The sequence below is a fragment of the Stenotrophomonas sp. SMYL86 genome (assembly GCF_036320025.1).
Lineage (GTDB): Bacteria > Pseudomonadota > Gammaproteobacteria > Xanthomonadales > Xanthomonadaceae > Stenotrophomonas > Stenotrophomonas maltophilia_A.
On the sequence record NZ_JAWIRU010000020.1, the window covers coordinates 1 to 17,663 of the forward strand.

Annotated in this window: 12 protein-coding genes; 8 read left to right on the forward strand and 4 right to left on the reverse strand. The window is 66.7% G+C overall.

Annotated features, from left to right (window positions below):
• Positions 1 to 414 precede the first annotated feature (414 nt).
• From V3B64_RS18060 to V3B64_RS18075, 4 genes are read left to right on the forward strand one after another with little or no spacing between them, the layout of a single operon-like run.
• The gene (locus tag V3B64_RS18060) at positions 415 to 2,691 is read left to right on the forward strand and encodes a methyl-accepting chemotaxis protein (RefSeq protein ID WP_329914634.1); all 2,277 of its coding nucleotides are present in this window, start codon (positions 415 to 417) and stop codon (positions 2,689 to 2,691) included.
• Positions 2,692 to 2,728: 37 nt separating this feature from the next.
• Positions 2,729 to 3,598 carry a CheR family methyltransferase gene (locus V3B64_RS18065; RefSeq protein WP_050509861.1) on the forward strand — a complete coding sequence of 290 codons (870 nt, stop codon included), beginning with the start codon at positions 2,729 to 2,731 and terminating at the stop codon, positions 3,596 to 3,598.
• Positions 3,595 to 4,191 carry a chemoreceptor glutamine deamidase CheD gene (gene cheD, locus V3B64_RS18070; protein WP_008264676.1) on the forward strand — a complete coding sequence of 199 codons (597 nt, stop codon included), beginning with the start codon at positions 3,595 to 3,597 and terminating at the stop codon, positions 4,189 to 4,191. The genes V3B64_RS18065 and cheD overlap by 4 nt, the downstream gene beginning before the upstream one ends.
• Complete coding sequence (locus tag V3B64_RS18075) at positions 4,188 to 5,261, forward strand: chemotaxis response regulator protein-glutamate methylesterase (RefSeq protein ID WP_277779200.1); 1,074 nt, start codon at positions 4,188 to 4,190, stop codon at positions 5,259 to 5,261. The genes cheD and V3B64_RS18075 overlap by 4 nt, the downstream gene beginning before the upstream one ends.
• 271 nt (positions 5,262 to 5,532) lie before the next feature.
• Here the strand turns inward: V3B64_RS18075 and acnB are convergent, their stop codons facing one another.
• The 3 genes from acnB to V3B64_RS18090 are packed head-to-tail and all read right to left on the reverse strand — an operon-like array spanning position 5,533 to position 8,794.
• On the reverse strand, positions 5,533 to 8,124 hold the full coding sequence (acnB, locus tag V3B64_RS18080) for a bifunctional aconitate hydratase 2/2-methylisocitrate dehydratase (RefSeq protein WP_049463414.1): 2,592 nt from the start codon (positions 8,122 to 8,124) through the stop codon (positions 5,533 to 5,535).
• Positions 8,125 to 8,164: 40 nt separating this feature from the next.
• The gene (locus V3B64_RS18085) at positions 8,165 to 8,563 is read right to left on the reverse strand and encodes a type II toxin-antitoxin system VapC family toxin (RefSeq protein WP_008267153.1); all 399 of its coding nucleotides are present in this window, start codon (positions 8,561 to 8,563) and stop codon (positions 8,165 to 8,167) included.
• Between the two features lie 6 nt (positions 8,564 to 8,569).
• On the reverse strand, positions 8,570 to 8,794 hold the full coding sequence (locus V3B64_RS18090; protein ID WP_005409505.1) for an AbrB/MazE/SpoVT family DNA-binding domain-containing protein: 225 nt from the start codon (positions 8,792 to 8,794) through the stop codon (positions 8,570 to 8,572).
• Between the two features lie 302 nt (positions 8,795 to 9,096).
• On the opposite strand from V3B64_RS18090, the gene acnA reads away from it, so the two are divergent.
• Positions 9,097 to 11,850 (forward strand): aconitate hydratase AcnA, encoded by a 2,754-nt coding sequence (acnA, locus tag V3B64_RS18095; protein ID WP_329914635.1) that lies wholly within the window; start codon positions 9,097 to 9,099, stop codon positions 11,848 to 11,850.
• A 110-nt stretch (positions 11,851 to 11,960) separates the two neighbouring features.
• Here acnA and V3B64_RS18100 read toward each other — a convergent pair whose 3' ends face one another.
• Positions 11,961 to 13,511 carry a BCCT family transporter gene (locus V3B64_RS18100; RefSeq protein WP_329914636.1) on the reverse strand — a complete coding sequence of 517 codons (1,551 nt, stop codon included), beginning with the start codon at positions 13,509 to 13,511 and terminating at the stop codon, positions 11,961 to 11,963.
• Between the two features lie 170 nt (positions 13,512 to 13,681).
• Here V3B64_RS18100 and betI point away from each other — a divergent pair, with 170 nt between their 5' ends.
• From betI to betA, 3 genes are all read left to right on the forward strand, one after another.
• Positions 13,682 to 14,272 (forward strand): transcriptional regulator BetI, encoded by a 591-nt coding sequence (gene betI, locus V3B64_RS18105; RefSeq protein WP_005416394.1) that lies wholly within the window; start codon positions 13,682 to 13,684, stop codon positions 14,270 to 14,272.
• A gap of 38 nt (positions 14,273 to 14,310) precedes the next feature.
• Complete coding sequence (gene betB, locus V3B64_RS18110) at positions 14,311 to 15,783, forward strand: betaine-aldehyde dehydrogenase (RefSeq protein ID WP_329914637.1); 1,473 nt, start codon at positions 14,311 to 14,313, stop codon at positions 15,781 to 15,783.
• A 101-nt stretch (positions 15,784 to 15,884) separates the two neighbouring features.
• The gene (gene betA, locus V3B64_RS18115; protein ID WP_329914638.1) at positions 15,885 to 17,567 is read left to right on the forward strand and encodes a choline dehydrogenase; all 1,683 of its coding nucleotides are present in this window, start codon (positions 15,885 to 15,887) and stop codon (positions 17,565 to 17,567) included.
• Positions 17,568 to 17,663: the final 96 nt, after the last annotated feature.

Genomic DNA, 17,663 nt, shown 5'->3' on the forward strand with positions numbered 1-17,663 from the left:
AAACGGATCTGACCCCTCTTTCCACTTGGAAACCCAACGCTCTTGCCGTCCGACACCGGGATCTCGAATGGGCCGGGCCAGGGTGGGTTGGCGGGGGTGTCCGCGGCATGGATGCCGCGGCCAAGCCCCCAGGGACGGGTTTACGGCGTCCCCCGCCAACCCACCCTGGCCCGGCTCTTTTCGCAATCCGTGACCGCCGACCAACCGCCGTTGCCGTTGCCGTTGCTGTCGCTTCAAAAGCCTGCCGCAGGCAGCGCCGCAGGCAGCGCCGCAGCCGCCGCTGCAAGGAAACCTGAATACGTTCGAACACCGCACCTCAATCCCCCGCCCGCGCGGCCGATAACGGGGTTGTCACCGCTTGTCCCGCTGTGACCGGCACGGCGCCGCCCGCCCGCTTCGACCTGGTCCTGCTCGATGAATCTCATGCATCGCTGGCAACACTACTTCAGCAACCTCTCCGTCCGGCGCAAGCTCAACCTGCTGACGCTGCTCATCGCGCTTGGCGTGATCGCGCTCTCGGTGATCGCCGCCCGCATGCAGTACCTCGACCTGACCGAGACCCGCAAGACCGCGCTGAAGACCCAGGTCGAACTCAGCTACGGCATCCTCCAGCACTACCATCGCCTGGCCGGTACCGGCGAGCTCAGCGAGGACGCTGCCAAGGCCGCCGCCCTGCAGGCGCTGGAAGTGATGCGCGCCGATAACGATGCCTACTACTTCAACATCTACGACACCGGCTACCGCCTGCTGATGCACCCGTTCCGCAAGGACCTGGTCGGCAAGGACATGAAGGACTTCCGCACCGACGACGGCGTGCGCATCTACTACGACCAGGTGGAAGCAGCCAAGGCCGGTGGCGGCTTCGTCAACTACCGCTGGGCCAAGCCCGGCAGCAAGGGCGAGGTCGAGAAGGTGGCTTACGCCGGCCTGTTCGCGCCCTGGAACTGGGTGGTCAGCAGTGGCGTCTACATGGACGACGTGCAGAAGCAGGCACTGGTGTTCACCGCCATCATGGCCGTCTCCGGTGGCGTGCTGGTACTGATCGTGCTGGCCCTGAGCTGGCTCATCGGCAACCGCATCGCCGTACCGCTGAAGCAGGCAACGGCCGTCGCCGAGGGTATCGCCCGCGGCAAGCTGGACAGCCACATCGGCCCGCAGCCGCATGACGAGACCGGCCGCCTGCTGGACGCCATGTCCGGCATGCAGCAGCAGCTGCACGCGGTGATCAGCGGCCAGCGCGAGATGGCGCGTCGCCACGACGGCGGCGAACTGAGCTACCGCATCGATGCCAGCGCCTTCCCCGGCGAGTACGGGCTGATGGTGCAGGAAACCAATGCCCTGGTCGGCGGCCACGTGCAGACCCTGCACGATGTGCTGGACGTGGTGCAGCAGTACGCGGTGGGCGATCTGAGCCGCGACGTCGCGCGCTACCCCGGCGAGAAGGCCGCGATGACCACCACCGTCGACACGGTCAAGGCCAACCTCGGCCGCATCAACGCCGAGATCAAGCAGCTGGCCAGTGCCGCCGCCGCAGGCGACTTCAGCCGCCGTGGCGACGCGCAGCGCTTCGATCACGATTTCCGCCTGATGCTGGAAAACCTCAACGCGATGATGGCGGTCAGCGATGACAACCTCGGCAAGCTCTCGAAGCTGCTGTCGGCCATCGCCGAAGGCGACCTGACCGCGCGCATGCACGGCGACTACCAGGGCGTGTTCGCACGCATGCGGGACGACGCCAACACCACCGTCACCCAGCTGACCCAGATCGTCGGCCAGATCCAGGCCAGCGCCGGCAGCATCACACTGGCCGCCGGTGAGATCGCTTCGGGCAACAGTGACCTGTCGCGCCGTACCGAGCAGCAGGCAGCGAACCTGGAAGAGACCGCCGCGTCCATGGAGGAACTGACCTCCACCGTGCGCCAGAACGCCGAGCACGCCCGCCAGGCCAATCAGCTGGCGATCGGCGCGCAGGGTGTTGCTTCTCAAGGCGGCAGCGTGGTCGGCCAGGTGGTCAACACCATGTCGGCCATCGAAGCCTCGTCGAAGAAGATCGCCGAGATCATCTCGGTCATCGACGGCATCGCCTTCCAGACCAACATCCTGGCGCTGAACGCCGCAGTGGAAGCCGCACGTGCCGGCGAACAGGGCCGTGGCTTCGCCGTGGTCGCCAGTGAAGTGCGCACCCTCGCCCAGCGCTCGGCCGCTGCCGCCAAGGAGATCAAGGGCCTGATCGATGATTCGGTCGGCAAGGTCGCCGAAGGTTCCAGCCTGGTACACCAGGCCGGTAGCACCATGGGCGAGATCGTCGCCTCGGTGCAGCGCGTGACCGACATCATGGCCGAGATCTCCGCGGCTTCGCAGGAGCAGTCGGCCGGCATCGAGCAGGTCAACCAGACCGTGGTGCAGATGGACGAAACCACCCAGCAGAATGCTGCGCTGGTGGAAGAAGCCACCGCCGCCGCACGTGCGATGGAAGAACAGGCTGGCCAGCTGGCCGACGCCGTGGCGATCTTCCGCCTGGACAACCAGGTCTCGGCCGCGATGAAGGCGGTGGCCGCGCGTGTCGAGCCGGTGCATGTCGCCGCCGCCGTGGCGCGTCCGCGGCCGGCTCCGACGCCAGCACCGGTACGCCGCACCGGCAGCAACGCCAGCACCTTCGTCGCCAGCGACAGCGACTGGCAGGAATTCTGAGACCCACCCGCGGCGGCTTCGGCCGCCGCCTCTGCCGATGGACACGTCCCCCGTGCAAAGTCCTACTCCCATCGTCACCGGCCCACGCGAATTCGAGTTCGCCGACCGTGATTTCCGCCGCGTCTGCGACCTGATCTACCAGCGCGTGGGCATTGCCCTTGCCCCGGCAAAGCGCGATATGGTCTATGGCCGCCTGTCTCGCCGCCTGCGCACGCTGGGCATGCGCAGCTTCCAGCAGTATCTGGACCATCTGGAGCAGGAAGACGGTGACGAGTGGCAGGCGTTCACCAACGCACTGACCACCAACCTGACCTCGTTCTTCCGTGAGCCGCACCACTTCGACAAGCTGCGCGAGGAGCTGCAGCAGCGCTCCAGCCGCACGCCGCTGCTGCTGTGGTCGTGCGCCGCCTCCACCGGCGAAGAGCCCTACTCGATGGCGATCACCGCCTGCGAAGCGTTCGGCACCCTGAAGCCACCGGTACGCATCATCGCCACCGACGTCGATACCCAGGTGCTGGCCACGGCCGGCCGTGGCGTCTACAACATCGACCGCGTCACCAGCCTCGATCCGGATCTGCGCCGCCGCTACTTCCAGCGCGGCAGCGGCCCCAACGAGGGCCAGTGCCGCGTGCTGCCGGCGCTGCGCGAGCTGATCGAGTTCCGCCCATTGAACCTGCTTGCCCCGCGCTATGACGTCGGCGGCCCGTTCGACGCACTGTTCTGCCGCAACGTGATGATCTACTTCGACAAGCCGACCCAGCGCGCGATCCTCGGCCGGCTGGTACAGCACCTGTCCGACGATGGCCTGCTCTACACCGGCCACTCGGAGAACTACCTGCACGCCGCCGACCTGATCCAGCCCTGCGGACGCACCCTTTACCGCCGTGCGGCAAAGGCAGGCGCATGAACGCATCGCTGCGCACCGATGATGTGATGCGTTACCAGGACGCGCGCTTCAAGACCATTGCTGCCAAGCTGCTGCCGACCCAGTACCTGGTCGTCGATGACACCACTGCGTTGACCACCACGCTGGGCTCCTGCGTGGCGGCCTGCCTGCGCGACCCGGTGCTGAAGATCGGCGGCATGAACCATTTCCTGTTGCCCGAGGGCAACGCCGGCGACGGCGCACCCGCGCGTTACGGCAGCTATGCGATGGAGCTGCTGATCAACGACATGCTCAAGCGTGGCGCCCACCGCAAGCGCATCGAGGCCAAGGTGTTCGGCGGTGCCAACGTGCTGAAGGGTTTCACCAGCAACCCGGTCGGCACCCGCAACGCCGAGTTCGTGCGCCAGTACCTGCAGGCCGAGCACATCCCGATCATCGCCGAGGACCTGTGCGGCATCCATCCGCGCAAGATCTGGTTCTTCGCCGATACCGGCCGCGTGGTGGTGCAGCGTCTGCCGCATGCCCATGAAGCCGAAGTGGCCGCGACCGAATCGGCCGTGCGTGCACGCCTGTCCAAGGCCCCGGTCACCGGTGGCGTGGAGCTGTTCGAATGACCCTGACCGGCAACGCCCCCTGCCGGGTCCTGATCGTCGACGACTCCGCCGTCGTGCGCCAGATGCTCACCGAGATTCTGTCCAGCGATCCCGCCATTGACGTGGTCGGCACCGCCGCCGACCCGCTGCTGGCGCGCGAGAAGATCAAGCGCCTGGCCCCGGACGTGATCACGCTGGACGTGGAAATGCCGCGCATGGACGGCCTGGCGTTCCTGGAAAACCTGATGCGCCTGCACCCGCTGCCGGTGGTGATGATCTCCTCGCTGACCGAACGCGGCGCCGACACCACCCTGCAGGCACTGGCGTTGGGGGCTGTGGATTTCGTCTCCAAGCCGAAACTGGACGTGGCGCGCGGCCTGCAGGGCTACGCCGACGAGATCATCGCCAAAGTGAAGATGGCGGCGCGTTCGCGCGTTCGCCCGCTGGTGCGCGCTGCCGCACCGAAGCTCCTGCTGGATGCCTCCCCAGCGACGCGTCCCGCCACGCCCCAGTTCCGCACCACCGACCGGCTGATCGCGATCGGCTCATCGGCCGGTGGCACCGAAGCGCTGCGTGTGGTGCTGGAAGGCATGCCCGCCGACGGCCCGGCCGTGGTGATGACCCAGCACCTGCCGGCCAGCTTCAGCAGCGCCTTCGCCGAACGCCTGGACCGGCACTCGGCGATGGCCGTGCGCGAAGCCAGCGACGGCGAAGCCGTGCTGCCGGGCCACGCCTACCTGCCACCGGGTGGCAAGCACCTGCGGATCATCCGCGACGGTGCGCGCTGGCGCTGCCGGGTCGACGACGGCCCGGCCGTGAACCGGCACAAGCCCGCGGTGGATGTGCTGTTCCGCTCGGTCGCGCAGAACGCCGGCGGCAACGCCATCGGTGCCATTCTCACCGGCATGGGCGATGACGGTGCGCGCGGCCTGCTGGAGATGCGCCAGGCCGGCGCACCGACACTGGTGCAGGACGAGGCCACCAGCGTGGTCTGGGGCATGCCCGGTGCCGCGTTCAAGCTCGGCGCCGCCGAGGAACAGGTGCCGCTGGAACGGATTGCCGAGCGGTTGCTGGCGCTCGCGCGCGGCTGATTGCGCGCCCCGGCTCAAGGACTCCGCTTGCAGTAGATCCACGCCATGCGTGGATGCCGTTGTAGAGTCGAGCCATGCTCGACTCATCGCGCATGGCGCGAACAGCAGCCACGCGTGGATTCGGCACTACAGGCCATCAGGCAACAAAAAAACCCCGGCTTTCACCGGGGGTTCTTCGTTTCAACGGGTTGCCGGCCAGCGGCCGGCACTACCATGCGTCGTCCGCTCACAAAATACCCCCGGCACGAGCCGGGGGTTTTCAGTTACCGCATCAGGCAGCGACCGTCTTGGCCACGTCCTGGTATTCCTCGATCTGGTCGAAGTTCATGTAGCGGTAGATCTCCGCACCATTGGCGTTGATCACGCCGATGTCCGCCATGTACTCCTCCTTGGTCGGGATACGGCCCAGGCGCGAGCAGATCGCGGCCAGTTCCGCCGAACCCAGGTACACGTTGGTGTTGCGGCCCAGGCGGTTCGGGAAGTTGCGGGTCGAGGTCGACATCGCGGTGGAGCCTTCGCGGATCTGCGCCTGGTTGCCCATGCACAGCGAGCAGCCCGGCATTTCCATGCGTGCACCGGTGGCGCCGAAGGTGCCGTACACGCCTTCCTTGGTCAGCTCCGAGGCATCCATCTTGGTCGGCGGGGCCACCCACAGGCGGGTCGGCAGGTCACGCTTGCCTTCCAGCAGCTTCGCAGCGGCTCGGAAGTGACCGATGTTGGTCATGCACGAACCGATGAACACTTCGTCGATCTTGGCGCCGGCCACTTCGGACAGGGTCTTCACGTCGTCCGGGTCGTTCGGGCAGGCCACGATCGGCTCGTGGATGTCGGCCAGGTCGATCTCGATGACGGCAGCGTATTCGGCATCGGCATCCGGCTCCAGCAGCTCCGGGTTGGCCAGCCACGCTTCCATCTTCTCGATACGGCGCTGCAGCGAACGCGGGTCCTGGTAACCCTCGGCGATCATCCACTTCAGCAGCGTGATGTTGCTGTTGAGGTACTCGATGATCGGTTCCTTGTTCAGGCGCACCGAGCAACCGGCCGCCGAACGCTCGGCCGAGGCGTCGGACAGTTCGAACGCCTGTTCGACCTTCAGCTCCGGCAGGCCTTCGATTTCCAGGATGCGACCGGAGAAGATGTTCTTCTTGCCAGCCTTGGCCACGGTCAGCAGGCCCGACTTGATCGCGTACAGCGGGATCGCGTTGACCAGGTCACGCAGGGTCACGCCCGGCTGCATCTTACCCTTGAAGCGCACCAGCACCGACTCCGGCATGTCCAGCGGCATCACGCCGGTGGCAGCGGCGAAGGCGACCAGGCCCGAACCGGCCGGGAACGAAATGCCCACCGGGAAACGGGTGTGCGAGTCACCACCGGTGCCGACGGTGTCCGGCAGCAGCATGCGGTTGAGCCAGCTGTGGATCACGCCGTCGCCGGGGCGCAGCGAGACGCCGCCACGGGTGGAGATGAACTCCGGCAGGGTGTGGTGGGTCTTCACGTCCACCGGCTTCGGGTAAGCGGCGGTATGGCAGAACGACTGCATCACCAGGTCGGCCGAGAAGCCCAGGCAGGCCAGGTCCTTCAGCTCGTCACGGGTCATCGGGCCGGTGGTGTCCTGCGAGCCGACCGAGGTCATCTTCGGTTCGCAGTAGGTGCCCGGGCGCATGCCCTGGCCTTCCGGCAGGCCACAGGCGCGGCCGACCATCTTCTGCGCCAGCGAGAAGCCCTTGCCGGTATCGACCGGCTGCACCGGCAGGCGGAACAGGTCGGTCGGGGCCAGGCCCAGCGCTTCACGCGCCTTGCCGGTCAGGCCACGGCCGATGATCAGCGGAATGCGGCCACCGGCGCGCACTTCGTCGAACAGCACTTCGGACTTGACCTGGAACTCGGCGATCACTTCACCGTTCTTCAGCGCCTTGCCTTCGTACGGACGCAGCTCGACCACATCGCCGTGCTCCATCTTCGACACGTCCAGCTCGATCGGCAGTGCACCGGCATCTTCCATGGTGTTGTAGAAGATCGGGGCGATCTTCGAACCCAGGCAGACGCCACCGGCGCGCTTGTTCGGGATGAACGGAATGTCATCGCCGGTCCACCACAGCACGCTGTTGGTGGCCGACTTGCGCGAGGAACCGGTGCCGACCACGTCGCCAACGTAGGCGACCAGGTGACCCTTGTCCTTCAGGTCGAGGATCTGCTGGATCGGGCCGCGCTTGCCGTCTTCTTCCGGGGTGAACGGCGCGTCGTCGCGCTTGTTCTTCAGCATCGCCAGGGCGTGCATCGGGATGTCCGGGCGGGTGGTCGCGTCCGGCGCCGGCGACAGGTCGTCGGTGTTGGTTTCGCCCGGCACCTTGAACACGGTGACGGTCAGGCTCTGCGGCACTTCCGGGTTGCTGGTGAACCACTCGGCGTCGGCCCAGCTCTGCAGCACGGCCTGGGCGTTGGCGTTGCCGGCCTTGGCCTTTTCCTGCACGTCATGGAAGGCATCGAACACCAGCAGGGTCTTCTTCAGACCGTTGGCGGCGATGGTGCCGACGCTGGCATCGTCCAGCAGCTGCACCAGCGGGGCGACGTTGTAACCGCCGAGCATGGTACCCAGCAGTTCGGTGGCGCGCTCACGGCTGATCAGCGGGTTCTGCTCGCTGCCCAGGGCGATCGCCGCCAGGTACGAGGCCTTGACCTTGGCCGCGTCATCGACGCCGGCCGGCACGCGGTGGGTCAGCAGGTCGAGCAGGAACTCGGCCTCGCCCTGCGGCGGGTTCTTCAGCAGTTCGATGACATCGGCCGTCTGCTGCGCGCTCAGCGGCAGCGGCGGGATGCCAAGCGCAGCGCGCTCGGCGACGTGGTGGCGGTAGGCTTCCAACATGACAACTCCCGGGTAATGCGTAGGTTGAAAAAAAGTGGGCTCAGGCTTGCGGCACGATCAGCTTCAGGCCCTTGAAGTAGTCGCGGTAAAACGTGTCGTTCCAGGTGATCAGGCCATCGCACTGCAGCAGTGCGTGGGCGCCGACCATGAATTCGTCCAGGCTGCGGCGGCTGCCGCTGCGCTGGCGGTGGCGGCGGTGCATCTCGCCGGCGCGCAGCGCCGACTTGGCTTCCATCGGGTTGAAGTGCACGCCCATTTCTTCCAGCGCTTCGAGCACCTCGGCACCGCCACGCAGCGATGCGCAGACCTCGGCCAGGGTCGCGCCGCAGACCACCACGCGGCCACCGACCAGGCTCTGCCTGAGGATGGCTTCCACGGCATCGGCCTGCGGGCCATTGCTGAGCAGCTCGACCAGCACCGGAGAGTCGACGGCGATCATCACGGCTTATTCCTCGTCACGCACCGCACGTACCGCTGCGTCGGACGATTCGAAACCGTCCAGCGCGAACTTGCCGCGCGCCCGTGAAATGGCATCGTCAACACTCTTGCGCAGGATGATGCGGCTGCCGTCCAGCTCGACCTTCAGCAGCGTGCCCTTGGTCAGGCCGAGGGCATCACGCACCGCCTTGGGCAGGGTGATCTGTCCGCGTTCTGCAACAGTGGCTTCCATCGGTAGGCCCTCCAGAGTATGCACAAATTATACATACTTCCCCGGGCATACTTCCACCCTGAACAGGACCGGCAACCCGCCAGCCCTTGCCTCGCAAAGGATCGGCCACAAACGTGACATACGCCATACACCTTCCCCTGTAGTCTGGAACCGATGCCGCAGGCCGGAACCCGGCCCGGATGAATCCATTCAGTCTGGGGTTCATACTGGGACCACCGGGGCCGTCAGGCCCGCGGCGACCGCAAGCAGGTCCGCCCATGCGCGGGCCACTGCAAGCCATCCGCAAGAAGGAGTTACCCCGCATGAGCGATTCGTTCTCCACCCGCAGCCAGCTGAACGTCGGCGGCAAGACCTACGACTACTTCAGCCTGCCCACGCTGGGCCAGCGCTTCGATATCTCCCACCTGCCCTACTCGATGAAGATCCTGCTGGAGAACCTGCTCCGGCACGAGGACGGCGGCATCACCGTCGGCAAGGACCACATCGAAGCCGTGGCCCGCTGGAACCCGGCGGCCGAGCCGGACACCGAAATCGCCTTCATGCCGGCGCGCGTGGTCCTGCAGGACTTCACCGGCGTGCCCTGCGTGGTCGACCTCGCCGCGATGCGCGACGCGGTGGTCAAGCTCGGCGGCTCGCCTGAGCAGATCAACCCGCAGATTCCCTCCGAACTGGTCATCGACCACTCGGTGCAGGTCGACGTGTTCGGCAAGCCGGACGCGCTGGACCTCAACGGCAAAATCGAGTTCCAGCGCAACCAGGAACGCTACGGCTTCCTGCGCTGGGGCCAGAAGGCCTTCGACAACTTCAAGGTAGTGCCGCCGAACACCGGCATCGTCCACCAGGTGAACCTGGAGAACCTGGCCCGCGTGGTGATGACGGCGGACAAGGACGGCAAGGCGGTCGCCTACCCCGATACCGTGTTCGGTACCGACAGCCACACCACCATGATCAACGGCATCGGCGTGCTGGGCTGGGGCGTGGGCGGCATCGAAGCGGAGGCGGCCATGCTCGGCCAGCCGTCGTCGATGCTGATCCCGCAGGTGGTCGGCTTCAAGCTGACCGGCAAGCTGCCCGAAGGCGCCACCGCCACCGACCTGGTGCTGACCGTCACCCAGATGCTGCGCAAGCTGGGCGTGGTCGGCAAGTTCGTCGAGTTCTACGGTGACGGCCTGCAGCACCTGCCGCTGGCCGACCGTGCCACCATCGGCAACATGGCGCCGGAATACGGCGCCACCTGCGGCATCTTCCCGATCGACGCCGAGTCGCTGAACTACCTGCGCCTGTCCGGCCGCAGCGAAGAGCAGATCGATCTGGTCGAAGCCTACGCCAAGGCGCAGGGCCTGTGGCACGAACCGGGCAGCCCGCACGCGCAGTACAGCACCACGCTGGAACTGGACATGGGCACGGTGAAGCCGTCGCTGGCCGGCCCGAAGCGTCCGCAGGACCGCGTGCTGCTGGAAGACGTGCAGAAGAACTACCGCGAAGCCCTGGTTGGCCTGACCACCAACCGTGACAAGCGCAGCGACGATGTCTCCTCGTTCGTCAACGAAGGCGGCGGTGCCGCGGTCGGCAACGAGCAGCTGGCCAAGGGCTACGCGGACATCGAAACCGAAGGCCGCAAGGTCCGCCTGAAGGATGGTGCAGTGGTCATCGCTGCCATCACCTCGTGCACCAACACCTCCAACCCGGCGGTGATGATCGGTGCTGGCCTGCTGGCCCGCAACGCGGCCGCCAAGGGCCTGAACCGCCAGCCGTGGGTGAAGACCTCGCTCGGCCCAGGTTCGCGCGTGGTCACCGATTACCTGGAAAAGGCCGGCGTACTGAAGGAGCTGGAGAAGATCGGCTTCTACGTGGTCGGCTACGGCTGCACCACCTGCATCGGCAACTCCGGCCCGCTGCCGACCGAAGTCAGCGCCGGCATCGCCACCGGCGATCTGGTGGTCACCTCGGTACTGTCGGGCAACCGCAACTTCGAGGGCCGCGTGCACCCCGAAGTGAAGATGAACTACCTGGCCAGCCCGCCACTGGTGGTGGCCTACGCCATCGCCGGCACCACCGACATCGACCTGACCACCCAGCCTCTGGGTACCGGCAGCGATGGCCAGCCGGTGTTCCTGCGCGACATCTGGCCGAGCAACAAGGAAATCGGCGACGTCATCGCCGCCACCATCGGCCCGGAGATGTTCAAGCAGAACTACGCCGATGTGTTCAAGGGTGATACCCGCTGGAACACCATCGCTTCGCCGGACGGCAACCTGTATGAGTGGAGCGATGCCTCCACCTACATCAAGAACCCGCCGTACTTCGATGGCATGACCATGCAGACCGGCAGCATCGACGACGTGCACGGCGCGCGCGTGATGGGCCTGTTCGGCGATTCGATCACCACCGACCACATCTCCCCGGCCGGCAACATCAAGAAGGACTCGCCGGCAGGCCGCTTCCTGCAGGAGCGCGGCGTGCAGCCGGCCGACTTCAACAGCTACGGCAGCCGCCGCGGCAACGATGACGTGATGGTCCGCGGCACCTTCGCCAACATCCGCATCAAGAACCTGATGTTCGGTGGCGAGGAAGGCGGCAACACCCTGTACTACCCGGCCGGCGGCGGCCAGCCGGAGAAGCTGGCGATCTACGATGCGGCCATGAAGTACAAGGCCGACAAGGTGCCGCTGGTGGTGCTGGCCGGCAAGGAGTACGGCACCGGCTCGTCGCGTGACTGGGCGGCCAAGGGCACCCTGCTGCTGGGGGTGAAGGCGGTCATCGCAGAGAGCTTCGAGCGCATCCACCGCTCCAACCTGGTCGGCATGGGCGTGCTGCCGCTGCAGTTCCGCAACGGTGAAAACGCACAGAGCCTGGGCCTGGACGGTTCGGAAGTGATCGACATCACCGGCCTGCAGGACGGTGCCAGCAAGCGTGCCACCGTCACCGCGACCAAGGCCGACGGCACCAGGAAGACCTTCGAGGTCTCGGTGATGCTGCTGACCCCGAAGGAAGTGGAGTACTTCCGCCATGGCGGCCTGCTGCAGTATGTGCTGCGCCAGTTGGCAACCAAGTAACTGGTAGCGCCGGGCCATGCCCGGCGGATCCCGGAAGCAAACGCAAAGGGCCGGATCCTCACAGATCCGGCCCTTTGCTTTCGCGTTTGCCGGGCAGGGCCCGGCGCTATCTACCGCCGCGGTGCGTCCGGGTCGGTGCGCAGTGCCTTCAGCAGGCCCCACATGTAGAACGCCAGGGTGAACGAGAACGGCAGGCCGCACAGCACCACCGCGGTCTGCATCGCACTGAAGTTGCCGGCCAGCAGCAGGCCGACGCTGGCCACGGTGATGCCGGCTGCCCAGAACACGCGCAGCCAGATCGGCGCGTCATGGCCGTCCTCCACGCCATCGTCGACGCGACGCGTGCACAGGTTGGCGATCATCAGCGTGCCCGAATCGACCGGAGTCAGGAACAGCACGAAGCCGATCACCACTGCGGCGCCGGCCACGTACGGCGCGGCGGGCAGGTACTCCAGCAGCTTGAACAGCGTCATCGCCGCATCATGCTGGGCCACGTCACCCAGGATCGCCTGGCCGTGATTGAGCACCAGGTCGATGGCGGTGTTGCCGAAGATCGACAGCCACGCCAGGGTGAAGCCGAGCGGAATCAGCAGCACGCCCATGATCACTTCGCGGATGGTGCGGCCACGCGAGATGCGCGCCACGAAAAGACCGACGAACGGCGCCCAGGCGATCCACCAGGCCCAGTAGAACAGCGTCCACGAGCCCATCCACTCACGGCCCTTCGGGTCGTTGAGGTACATGTCGAAGCTCTTGCGCACGAACGCGCCGAGGTAATCACCGGTGTTCTGGATCAGGCCGTCGAACAGGTGCAGGGTCGGGCCGGTGATCAGCACGAACAGCAGCAGGCCGCACAGCAGGCGCACGTTGAGGTTGGAGAGCCAGGCAATGCCCTTCTCCACACCGGCCACCACGCCGATGGTGGCCACCACCATCATCACCAGCACGATCGCCACCAGCACCTGCGGCGTATCCGGGATGTGGAACAGGTAGACCAGGCCGGACTGCACCACCAGCGCGCCGATGCCGAGGTTGGTCACCATCGAGATCAGCGTGGCAAGGATGCCGAAGCCATCGACCATGTCGCCGATGCGGCCATGGATGCGCTCACCGAAGATCGGGTACAGCGCCGAGCGCAGCGCCAGCGGCAGGTCGCGGCGGTAGGCGAAATAGCCCAGCGCCACGCCCACCAGCGCATACAGCGCCCAGCCGTGCAGGCCCCAGTGCAGGAAGGTCAGCACCATCGCCTCGCGGCCGGCGGCCACGGTCCCGCCGGGCTGCCCGGGCGGATTGAGGAAGTGGTCCAGCGGCTCGTAGGCGCCGTAGTACAGCAGCGCAATGCCGATGCCGGCCGAGAACAGCATCGACACCCAGGCCACGTAACCGAAGGCCGGTGATTCCTCGTTGTGGCCCAGGCGGATGCGGCCATACGGTGAGAACGCCAGCCACAGCACGAAGCCCAGGCACAGCACGATCAGCAGCATGTACCACCAGCCGAACGCCGCCGAGACTTCGGCCTGCGCCCACCGCAGCCAGTGCTCGCTGCTTTCGGGATAGAGAACGGTGAGCAGCCCGAGGATGCCGATCGACACCGAAGAGCTGAAGAAGACAAAACGGTTCAAGCGCAGGGGCGAACGCTTGGGATGAGCCAGGGAAGACATGGGGTCGTCTCATCAAGTCCGAGGGGGCACATGGGCGGGGCCGGACCGGTAAACCGGGCCCATGGCGTGGGGCGCGAGCGCATCCTAGGGTTTATTGATTGAACGTTCAATCAATAAAAAGCATAATGGCGGGCAGCCCGATCCTTCGGGTCGCAATCCGTGGAGAGACAATGCCGAAGAAAGGCGTGGAACCGGTACGGCGCGAGCAGCTGATCCGGGCCACTTTCCAGACCATCGACGAGATCGGCATGGCCGATGCGACCGTCGCCACCATCGCGAAGAAAGCAGGGCTGTCCAGCGGCATCGTCGCCCACTACTTCGGCGATAAGGACGGCCTGCTCAATGCTGCAATGCGGCAGATCCTGCGTGAACTGAAGGACGCGGTCGCCCGCTACCGTGCCGACGCTGGTGACGACCCGCGCGAGCAGCTGCGCGCCATCGTCGATGGCAACTTCGACGACAGCCAGATCAACGGCACCGCGATGCGCGTCTGGCTGACCTTCTGGGCCGCCAGCATGCACCAGCCGGAACTGGCCCGGCTGCAGCGCGCCAACGACCAGCGCCTGTTCTCCAACCTGTGCCACCAGTTCAACCGCCTGCTGCCCCACCCGCAGGCCCGCCTGGCCGCCCGTGGCCTGGCCGCGATGATCGACGGCCTCTGGCTGCGCGGCAGCCTGGTCGGCGGCCAGTTCAACGCCGAGAAGTCCCGGCGCATTGCTTACGGCTACATCGACTTCCAGTTGCAGGCTGTCGCGCTATAAGCGCTTCAGCACCCGCCCCCTTCCAAGGAGTACGCCCCATGACCACCCTGCCCGTCCAACAGCTCTACATCCACGGCCAGCGCGTCGATGCCACCAGCGGCAAGACCTTCAAGACCGTGAACCCGGCCACCGGTGACGTGATCGCTGAAGTGCAGGTCGCCAGCCAGGCCGACGTCGAACGCGCCGTGCAGAGCGCGGCCGAAGGCCAGAAGGTGTGGGCGGCGATGACTGCCATGGAGCGTTCGCGCATCCTGCGCCGCGCCGTCGAGATCCTGCGCGAGCGCAACGACGAACTGGCGCACCTGGAAACCCTGGACACCGGCAAGGCGCTGGCCGAAACCACCACCGTGGACATCGTCACCGGCGCCGACGTGGTCGAGTACTACGCCGGCCTGGCCACCGCCATCGAAGGCATCCAGCTGCCGCTGCGCGAATCGAGCTTCTTCTACACCCGCCGCGAGCCGCTGGGCGTGGTCGCCGGCATCGGCGCCTGGAACTACCCGATCCAGATCGCCATGTGGAAGTCGGCCCCGGCCTTGGCCGCGGGCAACGCGATGGTGTTCAAGCCGTCGGAAGTAACCCCGCTGACCGCGATCCGCCTGGCCGAGATCTACACCGAAGCTGGTGTGCCGGCCGGCGTGTTCAACGTCGTGCAGGGCCCGGGCCGCGAGATCGGCCAGTGGCTGACCGAGCACCCGGTGATCGAGAAGATCTCCTTCACCGGCGGCGTCGCCACCGGCAAGAAGGTCATGGCCAGCGCCGCATCCTCGTCGCTGAAGGAAGTGACCATGGAGCTGGGCGGCAAGTCGCCGCTGGTGATCTGCGATGACGCCGACCTCGACCGCGCCGCCGACATCGCGGTGATGGCCAACTTCTTCAGCTCCGGCCAGGTCTGCACCAACGGCACCCGCGTGTTCGTGCCGCGCAGCATGCTGGCCGTGTTCGAAGCCGCCGTGGTCGAGCGCGTCAAGCGCATCCGCATCGGCGACCCGATGGCCGCCGAGACCAACTTCGGCCCGCTCACCAGCTTCCCGCACATGGAAAACGTGCTGCGCTACATCGAAAGCGGCAAGGCCGAAGGCGCTCGCCTGCTGACCGGCGGCGGCCGTGCCACCGAAGGCGCGCTGGCCAATGGCGCCTACGTGCTGCCGACCGTGTTCTCCGACTGCCGCGATGACATGACCATCGTCAAGGAAGAGATCTTCGGGCCGGTGATGAGCATCCTCGCCTACGACGACGAAGACGAAGTGGTGCGTCGCGCCAACGACACCACCTTCGGCCTCGCCGCCGGCGTGGTCAGCAAGGACGTCAGCCGCGCCCACCGCATCATCCACCGCCTGGAAGCCGGCATCTGCTGGATCAACACCTGGGGCGAATCACCGGCCGAAATGCCGGTCGGCGGCTACAAGGAATCCGGCGTCGGCCGCGAGAACGGCCTCTCGACCCTCGGCCACTACACCCGCATCAAGTCGGTGCAGGTGGAACTGGGCGACTACGCCAGCGTGTTCTGAGCGGCGCAGCCTGATCGGCGCCTACCGTCCGGCCTCCGTGCCGGTCCGACATTCCGCCGTGACGCCTGCATGCAGCGCGCCCGGCCCGAAGGAGAGCAACCATGAGCACCTCTAACGAGTACGACTACATCATCATCGGCGCCGGTTCGGCCGGCAACGTGCTGGCCACCCGCCTCACCGAAGATGCCGATGTCAGCGTGCTGCTGCTGGAAGCCGGTGGCCCGGACTACCGGCTCGACTTCCGTACCCAGATGCCGGCGGCACTGGCCTTCCCGCTGCAGGGCAAGCGCTACAACTGGGCGTACAAGACCGATCCCGAGCCCTTCATGAACAACCGCCGCATGGACTGCGGCCGTGGCAAGGGGCTGGGTGGCTCGTCGCTGATCAACGGCATGTGCTACATCCGCGGCAACGCGATGGACTACGACAACTGGGCCAGCATGCCCGGCCTGGAAGACTGGACCTACCTGGACTGCCTGCCGTACTTCCGCAAGGCCGAAACCCGTGACATCGGCCCCAACGACTACCACGGTGGCGAAGGCCCGCTGCGGGTGACCACGCCCAAGGCCGGCAACAACGAACTGTTCGCTGCGATGGTCGAGGCCGGCGTGCAGGCCGGCTACCCGCGCACCGACGACCTCAACGGCTACCAGCAGGAAGGCTTCGGCCCGATGGACCGCACGGTGACCCCGAAGGGCCGTCGTTCCAGCACCGCCCGCGGCTATCTGGACCTGGCCAAGCCGCGCCCGAACCTGACCATCGTCACCCACGCGCTGACCGACCGCATCCTGTTCTCGGGCAAGCGTGCGGTGGGCGTGCAGTGGCTGCACAACGACCAGCCGCAGCGTGCCACCGCCCGCCGCGAAGTGCTGCTGTGTGGCGGCGCCATCGCCTCGCCGCAGATCCTGCAGCGCTCGGGCGTCGGCCCGGCCGACCTGCTGCGCAGCCTGGACATCGACCTGGTGCACCACCTGCCGGGCGTCGGCGCCAACCTGCAGGATCACCTGGAGATGTACCTGCAGTACGAGTGCAAGAAGCCGGTGTCGCTGGCCCCGGCACTGAAGCTGTACAACCAGCCGGCGATCGGTGCCGAGTGGCTGTTCCTGGGCACCGGCATCGGCGCCAGCAACCAGTTCGAGGCCGGTGGCTTCATCCGCAGCGACGCCGAGTTCGACTGGCCGAACCTGCAGTATCACTTCCTGCCGGTGGCGATCAATTACAACGGCTCCAACCCGATCAAGGCGCACAGCTTCCAGATGCACGTCGGTTCGATGCGCTCGCCCAGCCGGGGCCGCATCCACGTGCGTTCGAAGGATCCGCGCGAACATCCGAGCATCCTGTTCAACTACATGTCGCACGACCAGGACTGGCGCGAGTTCCGCGCGGCGATCCGCATCACCCGCGAGATCTTCGCGCAGCCGGCACTGGCGCCGTACAGCGGCCGCGAGATCTCGCCGGGCAGCGCACTGCAGACCGATGCGCAGATCGATGCGTTCGTCCGCGAGCATGCCGAGACCGCCTACCACCCGTCGTGCTCGAACAAGATGGGCCATGCCGATGACCCGATGGCGGTGGTCGACGGCCAGGGCCGCGTGCACGGGCTGGAAGGCCTGCGCATCGTCGATGCCTCGATCATGCCGCAGGTGGTGACCGGCAACCTCAACGCGCCGACCATCATGATGGCCGAGAAGCTGGCCGACGTGATCCGTGGCCGCACCCCGCTGGCCCGCAGCACCGCGCCGTACTACAAGGCCAACGGCGCACCGGTACGCAAGCAGGGCTGACGCAAGCGCCCCGCTTGTGGCCACGGTACTGCCGGGCGCGGGCCGGCCGCCCCCCGCCACCCGCGCGCGCGCACCGGCCGGCCCGCGGCCGGCCGG

Coding starts and splice junctions, on each gene's coding strand:
- V3B64_RS18065 (WP_050509861.1), top strand. CDS start 2,729: ATGGACACGTCCCCCGTGCAAAGTCCTACTCCCATCGTCACCGGCCCA.
- cheD (WP_008264676.1), top strand. CDS start 3,595: ATGAACGCATCGCTGCGCACCGATGATGTGATGCGTTACCAGGACGCG.
- betB (WP_329914637.1), top strand. CDS start 14,311: ATGACCACCCTGCCCGTCCAACAGCTCTACATCCACGGCCAGCGCGTC.
- acnA (WP_329914635.1), top strand. CDS start 9,097: ATGAGCGATTCGTTCTCCACCCGCAGCCAGCTGAACGTCGGCGGCAAG.
- V3B64_RS18085 (WP_008267153.1), bottom strand. CDS start 8,563: ATGATCGCCGTCGACTCTCCGGTGCTGGTCGAGCTGCTCAGCAATGGC.
- betA (WP_329914638.1), top strand. CDS start 15,885: ATGAGCACCTCTAACGAGTACGACTACATCATCATCGGCGCCGGTTCG.
- V3B64_RS18090 (WP_005409505.1), bottom strand. CDS start 8,794: ATGGAAGCCACTGTTGCAGAACGCGGACAGATCACCCTGCCCAAGGCG.
- V3B64_RS18100 (WP_329914636.1), bottom strand. CDS start 13,511: ATGTCTTCCCTGGCTCATCCCAAGCGTTCGCCCCTGCGCTTGAACCGT.
- acnB (WP_049463414.1), bottom strand. CDS start 8,124: ATGTTGGAAGCCTACCGCCACCACGTCGCCGAGCGCGCTGCGCTTGGC.
- V3B64_RS18060 (WP_329914634.1), top strand. CDS start 415: ATGAATCTCATGCATCGCTGGCAACACTACTTCAGCAACCTCTCCGTC.
- V3B64_RS18075 (WP_277779200.1), top strand. CDS start 4,188: ATGACCCTGACCGGCAACGCCCCCTGCCGGGTCCTGATCGTCGACGAC.
- betI (WP_005416394.1), top strand. CDS start 13,682: ATGCCGAAGAAAGGCGTGGAACCGGTACGGCGCGAGCAGCTGATCCGG.